Origin of the sequence: Sphingobacterium sp. UBA865 (assembly GCF_002295765.1) — a bacterium.
GTDB lineage: Bacteria > Bacteroidota > Bacteroidia > Sphingobacteriales > Sphingobacteriaceae > Sphingobacterium > Sphingobacterium multivorum.
Genome location: NZ_DBGB01000025.1, coordinates 15,494 through 34,246, shown reverse-complemented (window position 1 = coordinate 34,246; position 18,753 = coordinate 15,494). Strand labels below are relative to the sequence as shown.

General features: G+C 41.3%; 16 protein-coding genes. 8 read left to right on the top strand and 8 right to left on the bottom strand.

The window, feature by feature from the left end; translation table 11 throughout:
• Positions 1-84 precede the first annotated feature (84 nt).
• From B2O97_RS14390 to B2O97_RS14380, 3 genes are all read right to left on the bottom strand, one after another.
• Positions 85-306 carry a (4Fe-4S)-binding protein gene (locus B2O97_RS14390; protein WP_046672314.1) on the bottom strand — a complete coding sequence of 74 codons (222 nt, stop codon included), beginning with the start codon at positions 304-306 and terminating at the stop codon, positions 85-87.
• Positions 307-368: 62 nt separating this feature from the next.
• Entirely contained in the window at positions 369-1,610 is a 1,242-nt protein-coding gene (locus B2O97_RS14385) for an MFS transporter (protein ID WP_070563286.1), read from the bottom strand.
• Between the two features lie 214 nt (positions 1,611-1,824).
• Positions 1,825-5,871: a glycoside hydrolase family 2 TIM barrel-domain containing protein gene (locus B2O97_RS14380; RefSeq protein ID WP_286767606.1), complete on the bottom strand. Its 4,047-nt coding sequence runs from the start codon at positions 5,869-5,871 to the stop codon at positions 1,825-1,827.
• Between the two features lie 383 nt (positions 5,872-6,254).
• On the opposite strand from B2O97_RS14380, the gene B2O97_RS14375 reads away from it, so the two are divergent.
• Positions 6,255-6,827 carry an RNA polymerase sigma factor gene (locus tag B2O97_RS14375; RefSeq protein WP_115047104.1) on the top strand — a complete coding sequence of 191 codons (573 nt, stop codon included), beginning with the start codon at positions 6,255-6,257 and terminating at the stop codon, positions 6,825-6,827.
• A 15-nt stretch (positions 6,828-6,842) separates the two neighbouring features.
• On the top strand, positions 6,843-7,958 hold the full coding sequence (locus B2O97_RS14370; RefSeq protein WP_070563283.1) for a S1 family peptidase: 1,116 nt from the start codon (positions 6,843-6,845) through the stop codon (positions 7,956-7,958).
• Positions 7,959-8,037: 79 nt separating this feature from the next.
• Here B2O97_RS14370 and B2O97_RS14365 read toward each other — a convergent pair whose 3' ends face one another.
• A complete protein-coding gene (locus B2O97_RS14365; protein WP_286767605.1) occupies positions 8,038-8,673 on the bottom strand; it encodes a peroxiredoxin in 636 nt (211 codons plus the stop codon).
• Positions 8,674-9,086: 413 nt separating this feature from the next.
• Between B2O97_RS14365 and B2O97_RS14360 the strand changes: the two genes are divergently transcribed.
• Entirely contained in the window at positions 9,087-10,223 is a 1,137-nt protein-coding gene (locus B2O97_RS14360) for an acyl-CoA dehydrogenase (RefSeq protein ID WP_046672309.1), read from the top strand.
• A 74-nt stretch (positions 10,224-10,297) separates the two neighbouring features.
• Here the strand turns inward: B2O97_RS14360 and B2O97_RS14355 are convergent, their stop codons facing one another.
• From B2O97_RS14355 to uvrB, 4 genes are all read right to left on the bottom strand, one after another.
• A complete protein-coding gene (locus B2O97_RS14355) occupies positions 10,298-10,702 on the bottom strand; it encodes a hypothetical protein (protein ID WP_046672308.1) in 405 nt (134 codons plus the stop codon).
• Between the two features lie 9 nt (positions 10,703-10,711).
• The gene (locus tag B2O97_RS14350) at positions 10,712-11,962 is read right to left on the bottom strand and encodes a glutamate-5-semialdehyde dehydrogenase (protein ID WP_286767604.1); all 1,251 of its coding nucleotides are present in this window, start codon (positions 11,960-11,962) and stop codon (positions 10,712-10,714) included.
• Positions 11,959-12,990 carry a glutamate 5-kinase gene (gene proB, locus B2O97_RS14345; protein ID WP_286767603.1) on the bottom strand — a complete coding sequence of 344 codons (1,032 nt, stop codon included), beginning with the start codon at positions 12,988-12,990 and terminating at the stop codon, positions 11,959-11,961. Before proB ends, B2O97_RS14350 begins: the two co-directional genes overlap by 4 nt.
• Before the next feature lie 356 nt (positions 12,991-13,346).
• Positions 13,347-15,380, bottom strand: a complete 2,034-nt coding sequence (gene uvrB / locus B2O97_RS14340) for an excinuclease ABC subunit UvrB (RefSeq protein ID WP_070563271.1) — start codon at positions 15,378-15,380, stop codon at positions 13,347-13,349.
• Between the two features lie 283 nt (positions 15,381-15,663).
• Between uvrB and upp the strand changes: the two genes are divergently transcribed.
• From upp to B2O97_RS14315, 5 genes are all read left to right on the top strand, one after another.
• A complete protein-coding gene (gene upp / locus B2O97_RS14335; RefSeq protein WP_046672304.1) occupies positions 15,664-16,311 on the top strand; it encodes a uracil phosphoribosyltransferase in 648 nt (215 codons plus the stop codon).
• A gap of 104 nt (positions 16,312-16,415) precedes the next feature.
• A complete protein-coding gene (locus B2O97_RS14330) occupies positions 16,416-16,889 on the top strand; it encodes a ribonuclease H-like YkuK family protein (protein WP_046672303.1) in 474 nt (157 codons plus the stop codon).
• Between the two features lie 52 nt (positions 16,890-16,941).
• Positions 16,942-17,544: a nicotinamide riboside transporter PnuC gene (pnuC, locus tag B2O97_RS14325; protein WP_286767602.1), complete on the top strand. Its 603-nt coding sequence runs from the start codon at positions 16,942-16,944 to the stop codon at positions 17,542-17,544.
• 23 nt (positions 17,545-17,567) lie between these two features.
• Positions 17,568-18,101, top strand: a complete 534-nt coding sequence (locus B2O97_RS14320) for an ATP-binding protein (RefSeq protein ID WP_286767601.1) — start codon at positions 17,568-17,570, stop codon at positions 18,099-18,101.
• 150 nt (positions 18,102-18,251) lie between these two features.
• The gene (locus tag B2O97_RS14315; RefSeq protein WP_070563263.1) at positions 18,252-18,662 is read left to right on the top strand and encodes a BrxA/BrxB family bacilliredoxin; all 411 of its coding nucleotides are present in this window, start codon (positions 18,252-18,254) and stop codon (positions 18,660-18,662) included.
• Positions 18,663-18,753 lie beyond the last annotated feature (91 nt).

Genomic DNA, 18,753 nt, shown 5'->3' with positions numbered 1-18,753 from the left:
CGAGTCCCGTCCAGACCGCCAACAAGAAAAGCATCATTTATAATTAAATGATGCTTTTTTTTTGCCTTAACAATACAACAACTATTATTTTTTCAATTCGTACTGAAGTGCTCCAGAAGGGCAATGCTTGATCTGTTCAATCAATTCCGCTGTACTGGCATTTTGCGCTGTGATCCAAGGCCTATCTTTCGGATGATACACATTTGGGAGACTCTTCACGCAAACCGCAGCATGTGCACAGCGTTCAGGTATCCAAAGAACGGTTATCTCTCCATTTGGATGTGGATATCTAACTATTTTTTCCATAATTCCATCTCTCTTTAGCAATTTATATTTTAAGAACTAATAACGATAAGAACAATTTTGTTTTAAGAATTGGCTTTTCGCTTTTTAATCATACTGCTCACCCGGTAGATCATAAAAATACCGATGATAGAGAGCAGAATCACACTCATCCCCAATGTAGGATAATGTTCCAAGGGGCTTTCTTTTGTTTCTTGAACAATGATTACACCTGCTAGCGAAGCTGCCACACCTCCTGCCAGCTGCTGCAACGATGAACTGATACTCATAAATGCACCCCGATCTTTCATCTCCGGAACAGCCGTGATCAAAGCGGAAGAAGGCGTCATCCGACTTAAAATGCCCGCCATCATTAAAATGTTTAAGATAACAACAATATAAAATGGAGTAACGCCTAGGTTCGTGTAGATAAATACGACAACCATGAGCCAAAGGGAAGCGAACGCGAAAATCTTAAACTTATCGTAACGATCGCTCAATTTCCCGACGATAGGCATAATAATCAATGAAGCGATACCCGAAATCATAAACAACATCGGCAGCTGCTCGTGGCTAACTTTGAGGTTATTGACTGCAAAAGCACTTCCAAAAGGCATCATCATATAACCTCCAATGGATAGCAAGGCTGTTGCAGCAAAGCCGATACGATATTCTCGCTGTGAAAAAGTCAGCCAAAGGTGCTTTAACGCAGATTGATGTTTCTGAAGACCGATATGTGCTGTAATCGGAATGAGTTTAATTGCAATGATAATGACAATAATTAAAGCCATCACGGCAATCCATAAAAAGGCACTATGCCAGCCCCAATTGTTTGCGATATACAGACCTATCGGAATGCCTAGGACCTGGCTGGCGCCAAAGCCCATCTGTACAAAGCCCATCACACGTCCACGTTGCTGAAGCGTAAAGATATCGGTGATAATAGCCATGGAGATCGAACCAATGACCCCTCCAAAGAGGCCCGTGATAATTCGAGCAGCGACCAAAGTCCAATAATCGTTGGCAAAACTACAGCAGAAAGTTCCGATAATAAAGCCAGAATAGAAAAAAAGCAGCAGCTTCTTTCGATCAAAACGATCGGCAAAGCCCGCGGTAAGCAGCCCCGAAGCACCCGCGCTAAAAGCATAGGCCGAAACCGCAATGCCAAATTGAGCTGGTTTGAGATCGATGGCTTTCATCAGGATATCCCCCATCGGTGACATCACCATAAAATCAAGCACGACCGTAAATTGTGTCATGGCCAATAAAAAGACCACCAGTTTTTGGTATGCCGTAAAAGGCGCATTATCAAGTTTATTTATTTCCATACTGTCCGGTTTGCCTCGGTTTAAACTGGCCTAAAAATACAGAAGTGCGCGAACATTATATGTAATAAGTTTGCAAAATTATCGCCCGAGACCTTACCTTACCTTACCTTACGTGAAACGAAACGATCGCACTATTTAATCTTATCCTAGGTCGCCAACAAAAAAACCAGCACCTGTTTGACAGGTGCTGGCTCAATATGCGATTAAAAGCAAATTATTCAGCGATAACAGCAAATTCAGCTCCGGAAGCATAATCATCACCTCGTTGGGAGTTAAGTCCTGTAAAGCGGATATAACGTCCTTTCACAGGCTTTTCGAATCGAACAGTTTTTAATTTTTTATTCCGTTCAAAAGATCCGGACATCACATCTTCCCAGTTCTTCCCATCTTTACTCACCTGGATCTTATAATCCTTGATATCACCATTCGGTCCATCCTGTCTTGGTAGAAAAGTGAAGCCCTTAATTGTTTTGCTACTTCCAGCATCAAAATCAACCCAATGTGGATACTGTGCTACGGTAACCGAATACATCGTGTGCCAAATCGAGGAAGGATCTCCATCCAATAGGTTCTTGGCATCCCCTTCACCAGTCTCCTGACTTGAAGCAAAAACAACCTCCATTGGAATGGTTTCGATTTTAGTGTATTGTTGTGTTACCTTCAATTTTTCATTTTGCTGATACCAAGCCGTTACTGTACCACCGGCGCGTAAGTCAAAAGGCGCTTTATAGACACTTGCCTTTGCATTGTTCAAACTGTATAATACGGTCTCATTTTTATTTCCCGATTGAATAGAAACTTCTCCATTTGAACTTCTTGCCAACGAAATGGGCGCGTCACCGGCAGTCGCTACCTGAGCCTTTGCTATCATATCATTGTTCTGAATCGGACGGATAATGAAACCGATAGCCGTTGGTACTGCTTTCACACGGTCCTTTTCTAACGGTGGCCCTTGTCCACAGCTATTACCACCAAGTCCTGTTACAGCTGCATCAAGATGCACGTGTACGCCCGAACTTTTTGGTAATTGATAAGGGTGCGGTGCAAAGGTCAACTCAAGCTCACTATAGTCCAAAGCGGATGTTGATAAATGCTCTTTCGCAATAAAAACAACTCCCTGTCCAGCATTATTTGTCAATGCTGTCCAACGCACATCCTCATTGTTACTCATATTTTGCGGATTAGGCCATGGCACAAACTGATCTTTTACAGTGCTTTTGTGCAATTCAATAAATTGTGCTGTCTTCCGATCAGCATAATTATTGATCGGTCCACGTCCATAATAACTATAATTGCCATACTCGGTCGGTAATTGCAAAGCATATCCCAATCGAGCTAATACAACACTTGCATTATTGGATGTAATACTCGACGACAATTCAATAGAGCCATCCTTATAAATTGTCCAGATCTGATTGCTTGTAAATTTAAAATCATCTTTGCCAAAAGGCTTATCCGTATGCTCTTTAAGCGTGTAGGTTCCCGAAGTTCCCCCCAACAAAGACGCGCCATATGGAGCTTGCGATTCAACCGTAAATGCCAATACAACTGTTCCATCTTTCTTGGTATAACTGTTTGACGACAAAACCTTATGTTTAAGGTTATGTAATCCTTTTTCAAACCATTGTTGGTAAGCCCAGTTGTCATTGTCAACCGGAGCACGTAGTGCATCCAATTTTGGGCCTTCGCCATCGCGGATAACTTGTTTACCGCCATATGTTAGATTATATATCGAGCCTGTTTTATTGTCAAACTTCGCGATAAACTGATCTCCCTTCACCACCTGCAAATCACCTTCTTTGGAAAGCAACGGAGCCGCCCCTTGCGCAACAGATGAAATCAACGGTTTATTTTCAGCCGCTTTGACAAACAGTTGTTCCTCCATTTGAACAAAACCTTTGGCCGCCCAAGGTCGATCTGTATTGAGAATAAACTGTACTTTTACAAAATACTCCGATCCCGCATCTAACTGCGCATAATTTATCGGCAATATAAGCTGCTTGCGTTGGCGCGCTGTCGGCAAATCAGCGGCACTGATTGTACCTGCACTATTTTTTACTTCTACCCCATCCTTATATAGCGACCATTGAACCTGATAATCGGATAGATCTTTAAAATAATTTTTATTGAAAAGCTCAATTTTCCCCTGTTGAATATCAACAGCCTTTACGCCCGCATTTTGGTACACTTTCTTGACCTCAAAATACTGTGGTTTAGGTTTCATATCGGCAAAGATCAACCCATTATTGACAAAGGTTCCATCATTGGGTTTGTCTCCAAAGTCGCCGCCATAAGCGAGAAAGCGTTCGCCGGTCTTCTTATCGTAATAATACATGGCCTGATCAATCCAATCCCAAATGGCACCGCCCATAAAGAAGTTGGTCGATTCGATGGCTTCCCAATAATCAATTAGGTTACCAACGGCATTACCCATGGAATGTGAATACTCCGAGATATGAAATGGATATTTCAATTTGTAAGTGCCTTTTACAGCTCCTCTTACCCAGTCTATTGAGGGGTATTGATTGGAGCCCATATCAACGATTGTATTGTTACGCTCGTATTGAACAGGTCTTGACGTATCGATTTTCTTGATAGCCTGATAGGCGGCCACGAAATTATCACCCGGACCGGCTTCATTTCCTAAAGACCAGATAACCACTGCCGGATGGTTGATGGTCGAATGCACCATCTCGATATTACGGGCTACATGGGCATTTTTCCATTCAGGAACATGAGAAAGAGACTCTTTGCCATAATAATATTCATGGCTTTCGATATTGGCCTCATCCTCGAGATAAATTCCATATTTATCGCATAAATAATACCAATAAGCAGGTTCTGGATAATGCGAATTCCGGACATGGTTGATATTCGCCCGTTTCATTAATTTCACCTCAGCTTCCATCTGTTCTCTGGTCACTACTTTGCCATGTTCAGGATTGGTTTCATGACGGTTGACGCCTTTCAGTTTCACCGTCTTACCATTGACATAATAATAACGTCCGGCCAAGCCAAATTCATCATCCGCAGCCTTGGTATCTTTAATCTCAACCTTTCTAAATCCAACATAGGTAGAAATAGTCTCAACCGTTTTGTTCTTTTTATCCTTCAATTCAGCCACCAAAGTATACCGATAAGGTAATTCGGCAGACCATTTATCCGGATTTTTGACGTTCAACGTTGCGGCGACGCTATTAGAAACTTGACCATCCAGGGCTGGCACAGCTGATGAAGCTTCTGTCTGATCAACAAGGGTATTCTCGTCACTGTATAGCTTATTTTTATAAAGTGAATAAACTACTTTATACCCTTCAGCTTTCTTACTACCCAGATTGCGTACAGTACTCGTAATTTTCAACGAACCATTTTCGTAATTGCTGTCCAAGTCTGGAATGGCCGCTAAATCGCGAATCTGAACTTTTGGCGTTGAAGTAAGCGAAACATCCCGAAATATCCCGGGCAATCTAAACATATCCTGATCTTCCAAAAAGGAAGCGTCCGAACTCCGGTAAACTTCAACAGCCAACACATTTTCAGCACCCTTTTTTAAGTAAGGCGAGATATTGAAAGATGCGACGTTTCTGGAATTTTTTGAAAATCCGACATATTTGCCATTTATCCACAGGTAGAAAAAGGAGTCTACACCATCAAAATTGATAAATACCTCACGACCGTCCCAATGAGTAGGTACTGTAAAGTTACGTCGGTACGATCCCACTTCATTACGGTAGACATAAGTTGTCCAATCTTGGGCTGGCGTCCGCATAACTCCACCGCGCCAATCATCGACCTTTACTTGATGATGAAAGATCACACGTTGATTGGTATAAATAGGTACACCATATTTTAAGCTTCCATCCTTCTGTATACCATAAATATTCCAGCTCATAGGGACTGGAACAGATTCCCAGGCACCCACATTATAATTCGGATCATAAAAGTCCTTTGGTCGCTCTTCCGGGGTCTTTACCCAGTTAAACTTCCAGGATCCATTGAGCGAAAGCCAATAGTTACTATGCTCGGGAAGTACTTTTCGCGCACTTTCTACGTTCTGAAAGGAGAAGAACGACGCATGCGGCAACTCCTTATTAAGTGATAATAATTGAGGCGATTCCCATTCATTCCCTTTTGGAGCCGTTGTGGCTCCATACTGGAAACCGTCGATAGATGACGTAATCGTTTGCCCTATCGTGACGGTAGTGTCCAGCGACAGCAATGAGGCTAGAATCGTTGAAAAAATAACAGAGTTTCTTAACATAATGTAATTAAGCAATTTAGTCCAGGAAACCAAATGTAACTTCATTTTGTAGTAATAACAAGCAGATTATTAAAGCACTCGATTGCGAAACTTTTTCGATACAAAAAAGATCATATCGAACTTTAAAATTGTTCTATAGGTTCTCTATTTGAGGATCGTACATAAAACAATGTAAAAACGTAAAAAATTGACCCGGCGAAAAATAACGATGTCCTCCCAAAAGAAGCTGATTCCAATAAAAAACAAATGCTTTCGGTTTCAAGGAATAAGCCTTATTTTTGGGGATAGATTTCACTTTAAACAAATAAAAGTTTACGTTTGAAAATATTTCGAAGAATTTTATTTTTCAAAGGGTTACAATTTAAGCATTAAGGTATTAATAGGTGAGTAAATTCAGTAAATCAGTCCTGCTAGAAAATGATGAGCAAATCATTGAAGGCATCAAAGACGGCAACAGCTTGGCGATAGATGCTATCTACAAGCGGTACTATCCGTCTATAAGCCATATGATCTTGCAAAACAATGGAAGTGAGGATGAAGCGAAAGATATTTTTCAAGAAGCTGTCATTGTGCTCTACGATAAAGTTTCCAAAGGGAACTTTGAGCTCAGCAGCAAACTTAAAACATATCTTTACTCGATTTGCAGAAGGCTTTGGCTTAAGCAACTCAATCGTGCTGGTTTTGGCAACAGTGACATTAGCGGTTATGAAGATTCCTTATTTGAGGAAGAAGATCTACAACAGCATCAAGAACTTGAAAAGAAGTTCGACCAAATGGAACTTGCCTTAGAGAAAATGGGAGAACCTTGTAAGACAATCTTACATGATTTCTACATCTTAAACCATTCGATGCAGGACATCTGTGATAAATTTGGTTATACCAATACAGATAATGCCAAGACTCAGAAGTATAAATGCCTACAACGGCTGAAAAAAATATTTTTTTCAACAGATTAAAATTAGTGTAACACCATGGGAACAATGAATCAAAAAGAATTTTTCGAATTAGCAGACCAGTATCTTCGCGGCGAATTATCGGCCGAAGAAAAAGCTGCATTTGAATCTTTTTGTGCTGATCAGCCCTCCTATGCTGCCCAATTACAACAACACCGCGAATTTGTTGCCAATATGAAAGAAACCAGTCAACGGCTGGATTTCAAAAATGCTTTAGCACAATCAGCAAAAGAATACCATAAAACCCAAAACAAACCCGCAAAGGTAGTTCCTATAAAACAATCAGCGGTAATTTCACTTTGGGAACGCATCAAAGCAAGTTCTTTAGTGGCTGCAGTGGTAGCGGTATTTGCAGTATTTGGCACATTATGGCTGAGCGGTTATTACAGCAACCTCGAGAAAGCATCTTCCGATTACAGTGCATTACGTAGAGACATGAACAATGTCAAAAAGAACGTCAACGCACACAACGCTGCTATCAGGGATATCAATGACAAAAAATCTGTAAAAGGTACCGAAAGCCAGTTTGGTGCAACAGGATTTATGTTGACGACAGATGGCTATGTCGTCACCAATTACCATGTCATTAGCGGGGCTGATTCGATCTATTTACAAAATAGTAAAGGCGAATCGTATAAAGCACAAATCGTACACACCGATCCAAGCAAAGACTTGGCGATCTTATACATCGCAGATAAGACCTTTAAGAAAGCTAAAAGCTTACCTTACACGTTCAAAACGTCGACTTCAGATCTTGGTGAAGATATTTATACGATCGGGTTTCCTCGGGACGAAGCAGTATATGGTCAGGGATACCTAAGTTCATCAACAGGTTATGCCGGTGATACCATCGCTTATCAGATCTCCGTACCTGTCAATCCAGGTAACAGTGGCGGTCCGGTATTGGATAGCAGAGGTAATGTGATTGGTATTATTTCCGGAAAACAACGTGGCATAGATGGTGCCGCCTTTGCAATCAAAACGAAATCAATCTTGAACGCCTTAGCGGACATACCAAGTGATTCACTGGTTACCGGTCTTAAGATCAACAAAAAGAATAGCTTGGCAGGTTTACCAAGAACAGAACAAATCAAGAAAATGCAAGACTATATCTACATGGTTAAAGTCTATTAGGAGGCATTTAGAACTTATAAAAAAGGCAACGTTTTTCAACGTTGCCTTTTTTTGTTCTTTAATTCCAAGGGCTTACTCCCTATAGATTAGGCTGTGGCGTCGTTCTCAAATACGGTTTGATCTCTTTGAAGCCTTTTGGAAATTTAGCAGGAATATCTTCTGTCTTAATCGCTGGCACAACAATAACATCTTCACCATGCTTCCAGTCAGCGGGCGTAGCGACTTGATAATCGGCAGTTAACTGTAAAGAATCAATGACCTGTAAAATTTCATCAAAATTACGACCTGTTGATGCTGGATAGGTCAGCGTCAATTTGATCTTTTTGTCAGGACCGATAATAAATACGGAACGTACGGTCGCTGTTGCGGAAGCATTTGGGTGGATCATATCGTACAATTCGGATACATGATGATCTTCATCAGCAATAACCGGAAAATTCACTTCGGTATTTTGCGTTTCATTGATATCCTTAATCCAATTCAAGTGATCGTTTACATTATCGACGCTTAGCGCAATGGCCTTCACACCTCTCTTGTCAAATTCAGATTTCAATTTTGCCGTACGGCCCAACTCAGTTGTACATACCGGCGTATAATCTGATGGGTGCGAAAAGAAAACGACCCAGCTATCTTTGATATAATCGTGAAAGTCTATTTCACCAATGGTTGTTTGCGCTTTGAAATTTGGCGCTTCATCCCCTAATCTTAAACTCATAATCTTATTTTTTAAATGTGTTTAAATTATATAGTCTACAAATATAGTAGATTAAATTTAGCAAACAAGTAATTCTTCAATTTTTTAAATTGAAATGAAAAAACTAAACTTAATCCAATTGAAAGTAAGGATTTTACAATTATAAACAAAATGAAAACCAACATGCCCCTTGCTACTTGTCCGCCCTACCCTGGCCATTACTTTCCAAAATGCTTATAATGATTAGCTCAAGTAGTTTAAAAAGTAATTTGCTATATTACTATGCTTGCATAATATATATTTTGTATATTTGAGTATGTTGGTACACCGAGCTCATAAAATGATTGTGAGTTGGGAGGAAACTTTTTGACAGCAAACCTTATTATATATACGTTATCGGCTTGGTAACTGATGAACCAAAAAACTGAAATGCCATGAATTTTGAATTAAGCGAAGAGCATAAAATGATCCGCGACGCAGCGCGGGAATTTGCCCAGGAGCTAAAGGCTGGGGCAATCGAGCGCGATGAAGCCGCAAAATTTCCAACAGATTTTGTCAAGCAAATGGGCGAACTAGGGTTTATGGGTATCATGACCCCCGAAGCTTATGGCGGAGCTGGAATGGATACGTTGGCCTATGTTCTTGTGCTCGAAGAAATTGCCAAAATTGATGCCTCAGCGGCCGTTATCGTATCCGCCCACAATTCCCTGGTATTATATGGACTCAATGCTTATGGTACAGAGGAACAAAAACAAAAGTACCTGATTCCTTTAGCGAAAGGTGAAAAACTTGGTGCTTTTGCGTTGTCAGAACCTGAAGCTGGTTCGGACGCCTCCTCACAGCATACCACCGCCGAAGATAAGGGGGATCACTATCTCCTAAATGGTACAAAAAATTGGATCACCAATGGTGGCCATGCCGATATCTATCTTGTCATTGCACAGACACATCCTGAAAAAGGCCACAAAGGAATCAATGTATTGATTGTTGAAAAAGGGCTGCCGGGATTTACCATTGGTCCTAAAGAAAACAAATTGGGTATCCGTAGTTCCGATACCCATTCACTCCTATTTTCCGATGTTCAGGTTCCCAAGGAAAACCGTATCGGAGAAGATGGCTTCGGATTTAAATTTGCTATGAAAACACTCGATGGCGGTCGCATTGGGATTGCGGCACAGGCCTTAGGAATTGCTGCGGGTGCCTATGACCTTGCTTTGGCTTACTCAAAAGAACGAAAGACCTTTGGAAAACCGATTTCGGATCATCAGGCCATACAGTTTAAATTGGCCGACATGGAAGTTGATATCGAGGCAGCTCGACTTTTGACGTATAAAGCTGCCTGGACGAAAGACCAGGGGCTTCCTTACGGTAAAGAAGCTGCCATGGCCAAACTGCATGCATCTGAAGTTGCCATGAAACACACTGTCGAAGCTGTACAGATCCACGGTGGCTACGGTTACGTAAAAGAATATCATGTCGAAAGGTTAATGCGCGACGCAAAAATCACGCAAATATATGAGGGAACCTCTGAGATCCAACGTCTGGTGATTGCCCGTGAGATCCTGCGCTAAGGTCTCCGTCATGCAATGAACCCAAAAAGTTAAACACTTTTTTAGGGCATTGCATGACGGAGAGCTTTATTAATCTAAAGACTCTTCAATTTGTTATCGATCATAGCAAGATATTGATAATCCTGAAAGGCAAAGCTTGCCGTTTCTGCCATCGCCAGATTCAAAATAAACTTTGCTTTACGAAGTAAATTCTCCTGATTGCCATCTGTAGCATTCAACCCATCAAATAACAACGTTAAAGCCAATGGATGTAGTTGCTGAATTTGAAGATCTGTTTTGAGATATGCCGAAAGTTCATTTTCGGAAAGATTTAAAAAATAGGTCCTACTCTTTTCGAAGAATTTCTCATAAGCATCTTCAAATACTGCTGGATCAGTCGGCTCCGTAAAAGCATCATGCCCTTCTGTCCATATGCGAAGAAATTTACCAATTTCTTCGATCCAATTCATCAATACATCTTTCTTAAAACTTAATCCCATGATCTATGCTTATCTGATCTGTCCATTTCCGCGGACAATCCACTTCTCTGTTACCAATTTTTCCAATGCAAATGGTCCACGGGCATGTAATTTTTGGGTCGAGATACCTATTTCCGCACCCAGACCAAACTCACCTCCGTCCGTAAAACGTGTAGATGCATTGGCATATACCGCGGCAGCATCCACTGTATTCAAAAATTGTTCAATATGGAGTTCACTGGAAGAAACAATACATTCCGAATGTTTGGAAGAATATTTTGCGATATGCTCCAAAGCTTCGTCCAAACTGGTGACCGTCTTTATTGAACACTTCAAATCTAAAAATTCTCTTCCAAAATCGGCTTCATCTGCGCGCTTTAAATTTGAAAAATTTTGACCCTGTAATATCTCATAAGCTGTAGGGTCCGCGAAAACTTCCACTTGAGCATCTTCAAAATAAGTTTTCAATTTCGTTAGGAACTCGGCAGCAACAGCACGATCGACCAAAACAGTATCTAAAGAATTACACACCGATGGCCTGGAAATTTTAGCATTGGCAACAATTTTCGCTGCCATATCCAAATCAGCTGTACGGTCCACATAAGTATGGCATACTCCTGCTCCAGTTTCAATAACAGGTACTTTAGCGTGTTCCCTGACATAATCGATCAGCGACTGTGAACCCCGTGGTATGATAATATCCACGAATTGGGTAGCTTCCAATAATTCCGAAACATGCTTCCTATCAACAGGCAACAGTTGCACAATAGTTGTTGCAATACCATACTGCTCCAAGACAGCATGGATCACTTTCAACAACGCCTCGTTGGTGTGTAACGCGTCCGAACCACCGCGCAATAGACAAACGTTACCCGACTGAATACACAATGCAGCAACATCTATCGTCACATTAGGTCGCGATTCGTAGATGACCCCAACGACTCCGAGTGGAACCGTAATTTTCTCGATCTCCAATCCATTTGGCAATATCTTTTTTAGTAATAACTGATCTGTTGGATCCGCTAACTGAGCGATCTGCTTAACACTGTCAGCCAAACCTTTTAGACGATCGCTATTGAGCAAAAGACGATCCTTTTTGGGGTCGTCATCAGCCATACGATCCAAATCAATCTTATTGGCTTCTAATATATCAGTAGTATGTGCGATAAGACCTTCTGCGATGGCATTTAAAATAGTTATTTTAGTATCAGGAGCCAGTTGTTGCAAAATTTGTTTTGCTTTGGCTGCCGCCTGAAGTTGGTTTAAGATGGATTCACTCATAATAATACAATATCATTTGCATGTGCAATTTCTACATTTTTTTTACTGGTCTGGGACAAAGCGGATGAATCCATCTTCGCGCGGGCAACGGCAACAGTTAAGCCTTCTAGATTGACAATATTTAACACTTCTCCTTTTTCAAAATGCTCGACGATACGGATTACCCCCACAGCGAGTAAACTTTTGTGCTTCAATAATGCTTCCTCCGCTCCACGATCAACCATCAATTCCCCTTTTATTAAACTTCCACTCGCGAGCCATTTCTTGCGGGAAGAGATCTTCTTACTTTGAGCCAGACACAATGTGCCAGTCTCGTGCTTAACCGCTTTTTGTATCGCCTCCTCGGTTTGCATACTAAAAATCACAACAGCAATCCCCATTTGATTGGCCAATCGGGCAAAGTTCAATTTAGAGGTCATTCCCCCCAATCCTACCGAAGATTTATCCTTCCTTGCCAGCCCTAAAATATCCCGGTCGATTGTTTCAATTTGCGGTATAATCTTGTTGTTTGCATCCAACACACCAGGAACGGAAGTGCTAAACAGTAATTTTTCGGCACCAAAACCAACAGCAATCAAGGTTGCCAGCTCATCATTATCTGAAAACTTCAGTTCTTTATTACTCACCACATCATTTTCATTTGCGATTGGAATAACATTGTTCCGCCACAATTCCTCATACGTATTTTTCAATTGTAGAAATTGATCCCGATTGGAAAAGTGATGTCGCTCACATAAACTCTGCGCCAATGAAATTTTAAACGGTCGGAAATAAGTAGAATACGTATTAATCAATATAGGGTTCCCAATTGCAGCAGCTGCTTTGCGTTCGGATAGCGTTCCTGTGTAGCTGGGCAAAAAACGTTTACCAGCAGCGACAGCACCTGAAGAGACCAAGACGATATTGTATTTCTTTTGTAAGGAAGCAATTTGCCTAGCGATCTCCAAAACAATACGTTCATCAACTTCTCCCTCTTTCGTGGTAATAGAAGCCGATCCAAATTTGACAACGAGAATTGGCTTTTTCATTTTTTAGTATGTTTTAGTTTAGATTTGAGCACTAATTTACTGAGAAGAATTTGATTTACGCAAAATATGTTAACAATTGAACAATATAGTTCAATCATTAACCTTAGGAAGTACGGCCCAATCTATTAGGTCCAGGAGCATTCGTGTACCCGGCGTTTATCCCGTAGGAAATTTTACTTTGGCAGAATGCTGCGGAAAGCACAAAAAACAGTATTATGCTGTAAATTAAATGTTTCATATGTAGCCAATTTCTTTACAATTGCTACAAATATGGACGGTGGAATCTTAATTTATACGCTATTTAGCGTCGTTTAACAAATCTTAAATTGATTAACAATAATTAAAACCGACTTCCTTTACGAAGGGAATCGCTCTTCATAGAGCTTCTCCAAGGAGAACATTTCATCACGATATTTCGCTGCTTCCAAGAAATCCATTTCTTTCGCTGATTTATCCATTTTCTTCCGTACGTTATCGATCGCTTTCTTCAGATCCTTCTCACTGAGATACTGCATCACTGGATCAGCTGCAATGGCCTGCGACGGATCAGGTTCAACATAAATTTTAGGTTCAATACCCGAGAAATCAGCAACAGAAGTCTGCTCTAAGATCTCTTCTCTTGTTTTGCCCACAGTACGCGGTGTAATGCCATGTTCCAAGTTATATTTCATCTGCTTGTCTCGGCGACGATTGGTTTCATCTATTGTGACACGCATGCTATCCGTCATTTTATCCGCATACATAATAACCCGACCTTTATCATTCCGGGCCGCGCGACCAATCGTCTGAATAAGCGATCGTTCGGAACGCAGAAAGCCCTCCTTATCCGCATCGAGAATAGCAACAAGCGTGACCTCCGGCAAATCAAGCCCCTCACGAAGTAAATTCACCCCGACCAGGATATCAAATTCACCCAAGCGGAGCCCCCGCAAGATTTCAACCCGCTCCAAGGTTTTAATTTCAGAGTGGATATAACGGACTTTTAAGTTCAGCTTGGTCATATATTTGGAAAGTTCTTCAGCCATGCGTTTGGTCAATGTAGTAGCCAAAACACGTCCTCCCTCTTTAATGGTCTTATCGACTTCTTCCAAGAAATCATCGACCTGATTAATCGCTGGTCGTACTTCAATAATTGGATCCAGAAGTCCTGTTGGGCGAATGACCTGCTCAACGACAACACCTTCGGTCTGCTGCAGTTCGTAATCGCCCGGAGTCGCCGATACATAAATCGTCTGATTTGTCAAGGATTCAAACTCCGGAAAGTTTAAAGGTCTATTATCCAAAGCCGCGGGCAACCTAAACCCATGTTCTACCAAGGAAACTTTTCGCGATCGGTCACCTCCATACATCGCACGTAATTGTGGTAAGGTCACGTGACTCTCATCAATGACCAGCAGGTAATCTTCCGGAAAATAATCCAGCAAACAGAACGGACGCATCCCCGGTTGTCTACCATCAAAAAAGCGGGAATAATTTTCAATCCCCGAACAATAGCCCAGTTCACGCATCATTTCCAGATCATAATTGACGCGCTCCTCTAAACGCTTCGCCTCCAGCATTAAGCCCTCGTCTTCAAGTTGCGTTTTCCGTTGCATCAATTCATCTTGGATAGCCCAGATCGATTCTTTGAATTTTTCTTTCGGTGTAACGAAGAGATTTGCTGGAAAAAGAGCAAGATCTTCCATCTTGTTGAGCGTTTTCCCTGAAATGGGATCGATCTCACTCAGTTCATCAATTTCATCCCCAAAGAATGAAATCCGAATAGCATTATCCAAGTATGCCGGAAACACGTCCACTGTATCACCTTTAACCCGAAAGGTACCCCGTTTAAACTCTGTGGTCGTTCGCGAATATAAAATCTCCACCAGCTTATGCAGGAAAGCGTTTCTAGTGACAGTCATACCGACCCCAAAACGAAAGATAGACCGGGAGAAATCTTCCGGATTTCCCATACCGTAGATACAGGATACCGAAGAGACGACAACGATATCACGCCGTCCCGACATCAATGACGACGTGGTTGCCAAACGCAGCTTTTCGATTTCCTCGTTAATCGCCAAATCCTTCTCGATGTAGGTATTCGTCGAAGCAATAAAAGCTTCGGGTTGATAATAATCGTAATAAGACACAAAATAGTTGACCGAGTTATTGGGAAAGAACTGTTTGAATTCACCGTACAACTGAGCCGCCAAAGTTTTATTGTGGCTTAAAATCAATGTCGGCTTTTGGGTTTCCTGAATCACATTAGCCACAGTAAAGGTCTTACCCGAACCTGTCACCCCCAAAAGCGTCTGGTATTGCTCTGCCTGCTCTACCCCTGCTACCAACTGCTTAATTGCTTCTGGCTGATCGCCTGTGGGTTTGTACTCCGATGTCAATTCAAATTTCATATATTTCCTGTGTCTTTAAGAAAACCATTCAGGCCTTTTCCAGCAAACATTGCACCACGAATTGCTTGAGCCCTAAGCTCAAAAACAGTTTTTGTAATCCGATGGTTTCAATCTGCTTCAAGACGATTTGTTGACCTGTGGTCCAGGCCATATCCTGCTATGTTCTTACACAAATTTACTAAAAATTTTACCATTTTAGCGCAAACTATAATAATACCATAGATGTTATTACTTTCAATTGATTATTTATTATCTTTAGCTTAACTGAACTAGCACACACGCCATGGTCACTATTCTATCTACCCAAAATAGCATTGCAAATCATTTTATTGCCGAACTGAGAGATATCACGATTCAACAGGATCGCATGCGCTTTCGTCGGAATCTGGAACGATTAGGTGAAATTTTCGCTTATGAAATCAGCAAGACGATGGCTTATAAACCTGTTGAAGTTGAAACTCCGTTAGGTGTGGCCAAAACCCATCTCTTGATGGAACAACCCGTACTCGCTACAATTCTGAGAGCGGGGCTTCCCTTTCATCAGGGACTTTTAAATGTATTTGATCATGCCGACAATACCTTCATTGCGGCCTATCGGCATACCAAAAAGAGCGGTGAGTTTGAAATTCATAAAGAATATGTTAATACACCAAACTTAGATAATCGTACAGTAATCATTGTAGACCCCATGTTGGCCACAGGAAAGAGCCTTGTATTATGCTGTAAGGATCTCCTGGCCGAATATGACATCAAGGAATTACATATTGTTGCAGCCATTGCATCCGAGGAAGGACTGAATCACGTTCAGGCTTTTGTACCTACGGCACACATCTGGGTAGGTGACGTCGACCACGAACTGACCTCAAAAGCTTATATTGTACCTGGACTCGGTGATGCCGGAGACCTGGCCTACGGTGTAAAACATCATTAATGTGGATAAATTATTTAAAACTAAATTAACACTTAGATCATTGAAATTCAGTAAATTTATGTCAATGATGAAGTTTAATTTTTTTATATCTAATCTATATCGCTATGAGATGGCAAAAATACAATGGCGAATCCATTCGCTCCACGATTTTCGATGCTGTTGAGGAAGTCATTAAACGAGAAGATGCCCTAGGGAATAAGCTCAAGGTTTATATCGGCACCGATTCCCAAGTCAAGAGAGGCATCATCGACTTCGCTACAGTCATCGTCTTTCTCCGGGAACATAAAGGTGGATTTATGTTTATCCAACGGGACAAAAGGCATCACCGAATGAGCATTAAAGAAAGGATGCTGCTCGAAGTCCAAAAATCCATCGATATAGCCTATCAACTCTGCCCCCTCCTCGAAAAACACAAAGTAGACCTCGAAGTCCACGCCGACATCAACACCAATCCAAATTTCCAGTCAAATGTTGCCCTGAAAGAAGCCATGGGCTATATTATGGGTATGGGATTTGTTTTTAAGGCCAAGCCCGAATCTTTTGCCAGTACCAATTGTGCGAATAAACAGGTTCAATAATTGACTATAGGGCAGACTTTGTATATTTAGGGTGTAATTTTTAATACACCACATGCAGGATTTTTTTCAGCAGATTGCACGTCAATTTGCCCAGACCTCTTGGCTCGAATGGTTAGGTACGCTGACAGGCTTTCTTTGTGTCTATTTGGCCGCTAAGCAAAATATATGGAACTGGCCAATCAGTATCATCAGCGTAGCGTCCTACGCGATTCTGTTTTATAATGCCAAACTGTACGGAGATACTGTACTACAGTTCTACTTCCTGTCCACAGCTGTGTACGGTTGGTATTATTGGATAAGACGAAAAGAAGAAAAAAAGAAACCTATCGTCAAAACCAGCAAGGGACAATTGCTCCTTTGCCTCCTGGCAATCCTGATCCTAACGCTATCAATCGGTTATCTCCTCGATAGCAAGACAAATTCCGATGTCCCTTATATTGACGCATTCTGCACCTCCGTAAGTTTTGTTGCTCAATTTCTGATGACGCGCAAAGTGCTTCAAAATTGGCTCTTATGGGTATTTGTGGATATTTGTTATATCCCGCTCTATATACACAAAGACCTTATGCTGACCGCAGTACTCTACCTTGTTTTCACGCTCATCGCTTGGAATGGCTATCGCGATTGGCAGAAAACCTATAAAAATTTTGCGTAATATTGCCTATCAAAACGATCGATGTGGAAAAAGATTTCATAAAAATTGCCGTTGTTGGCCCCGAGTCCACCGGAAAATCAACGATGGCACAATTTCTTGCCAAGGAATTTCAGACGGTATGCGTACCCGAGTATTCACGTTATTATTGCCAAAGCCTCAACAATAAATATACCCTGCAGGACGAAGTCAATATGTTTTATGGACAGGTAGCCCTAGAGGAAGCCCTGACCCCTTTAGCGCAAGACCAGCTCCTCATCTGTGACACCACCTTTCTTACGGTAAAAATTTGGTCAGATCATCTTTTCGGTCATACGCCGCAGGAAGTCACCGATAAAATTCAACAACATGTTTATGATCTCTATCTGCTGATGGATATCGATCTACCTTGGCAGGATGATCCACTACGGGATTTTCCCGAACAGCGCGAACACTTCATGGAGATCTGGAAAAGCGAATTGAACGCCATTAATGCGAATTACCGTCTTATTTCCGGGCTCGGCGACCAACGTCTTGAAAATGGACTTCATGCGGTAAAAGATTTTCTGACATTGATTTGAGACAAGTGTCTTGACGAAGCAGCCTTTTACAGCTATATTTGTAAGCATAAAGTATAGCTGTTGTTTATACGGACTAAGAATACTTGCCCAGCGACAGAAAGCTTTATAGAAACAATTAAAATAGAATATTAACATTTTACTTAAGAAATAATGTATCCAGAATATTTAGTAACTCCAATGCGTCAAGAGTTAGTTGATGCAGGATTCGAAGAATTAAAAACTCCTGAAGCAGTTGATCAGGCTATCGCATCAGAAGGAACTGTCTTTGTGGTTGTAAACTCTGTTTGTGGTTGCGCTGCAGCAAATGCACGCCCAGCTGCAAAAGCTGCTGTAAAAAATGAAAAACACCCAGCTAAATTGGTCACTGTTTTCGCAGGTATGGAAACTGATGCTGTAAACACTGCACGTAACTACATGTTGCCTTATCCGCCATCTTCACCAGCAATGGCTTTATTTAAAGACGGAAAATTGGTACACATGATTGAAAGACATATGATTGAAGGTCGCCCGGCACAAATGATTGCTGACAATTTAGTTGCAGCATTTGACGAGTACTGTTAATCACGTATTTTGATTTTTGAATTAAAAAGGCTGTCCAAGTTATTTGGATAGCCTTTTTGCATTTGGATAATCCGTATTCGCATTACTTTTC

What these genes read in the sequence shown, in the direction of transcription:
- B2O97_RS14330 (WP_046672303.1), top strand. Translation starts at nt 16,416, where the DNA reads ATGAGATGGCAAAAATACAATGGCGAATCCATTCGCTCCACGATTTTC.
- upp (WP_046672304.1), top strand. Translation starts at nt 15,664, where the DNA reads ATGGTCACTATTCTATCTACCCAAAATAGCATTGCAAATCATTTTATT.
- B2O97_RS14385 (WP_070563286.1), bottom strand. Translation starts at nt 1,610, where the DNA reads ATGGAAATAAATAAACTTGATAATGCGCCTTTTACGGCATACCAAAAA.
- uvrB (WP_070563271.1), bottom strand. Translation starts at nt 15,380, where the DNA reads ATGAAATTTGAATTGACATCGGAGTACAAACCCACAGGCGATCAGCCA.
- B2O97_RS14365 (WP_286767605.1), bottom strand. Translation starts at nt 8,673, where the DNA reads ATGAGTTTAAGATTAGGGGATGAAGCGCCAAATTTCAAAGCGCAAACA.
- B2O97_RS14315 (WP_070563263.1), top strand. Translation starts at nt 18,252, where the DNA reads ATGTATCCAGAATATTTAGTAACTCCAATGCGTCAAGAGTTAGTTGAT.
- B2O97_RS14360 (WP_046672309.1), top strand. Translation starts at nt 9,087, where the DNA reads ATGAATTTTGAATTAAGCGAAGAGCATAAAATGATCCGCGACGCAGCG.
- B2O97_RS14350 (WP_286767604.1), bottom strand. Translation starts at nt 11,962, where the DNA reads ATGAGTGAATCCATCTTAAACCAACTTCAGGCGGCAGCCAAAGCAAAA.
- proB (WP_286767603.1), bottom strand. Translation starts at nt 12,990, where the DNA reads ATGAAAAAGCCAATTCTCGTTGTCAAATTTGGATCGGCTTCTATTACC.
- B2O97_RS14380 (WP_286767606.1), bottom strand. Translation starts at nt 5,871, where the DNA reads ATGTTAAGAAACTCTGTTATTTTTTCAACGATTCTAGCCTCATTGCTG.
- B2O97_RS14355 (WP_046672308.1), bottom strand. Translation starts at nt 10,702, where the DNA reads ATGGGATTAAGTTTTAAGAAAGATGTATTGATGAATTGGATCGAAGAA.
- B2O97_RS14390 (WP_046672314.1), bottom strand. Translation starts at nt 306, where the DNA reads ATGGAAAAAATAGTTAGATATCCACATCCAAATGGAGAGATAACCGTT.
- B2O97_RS14370 (WP_070563283.1), top strand. Translation starts at nt 6,843, where the DNA reads ATGGGAACAATGAATCAAAAAGAATTTTTCGAATTAGCAGACCAGTAT.
- pnuC (WP_286767602.1), top strand. Translation starts at nt 16,942, where the DNA reads ATGCAGGATTTTTTTCAGCAGATTGCACGTCAATTTGCCCAGACCTCT.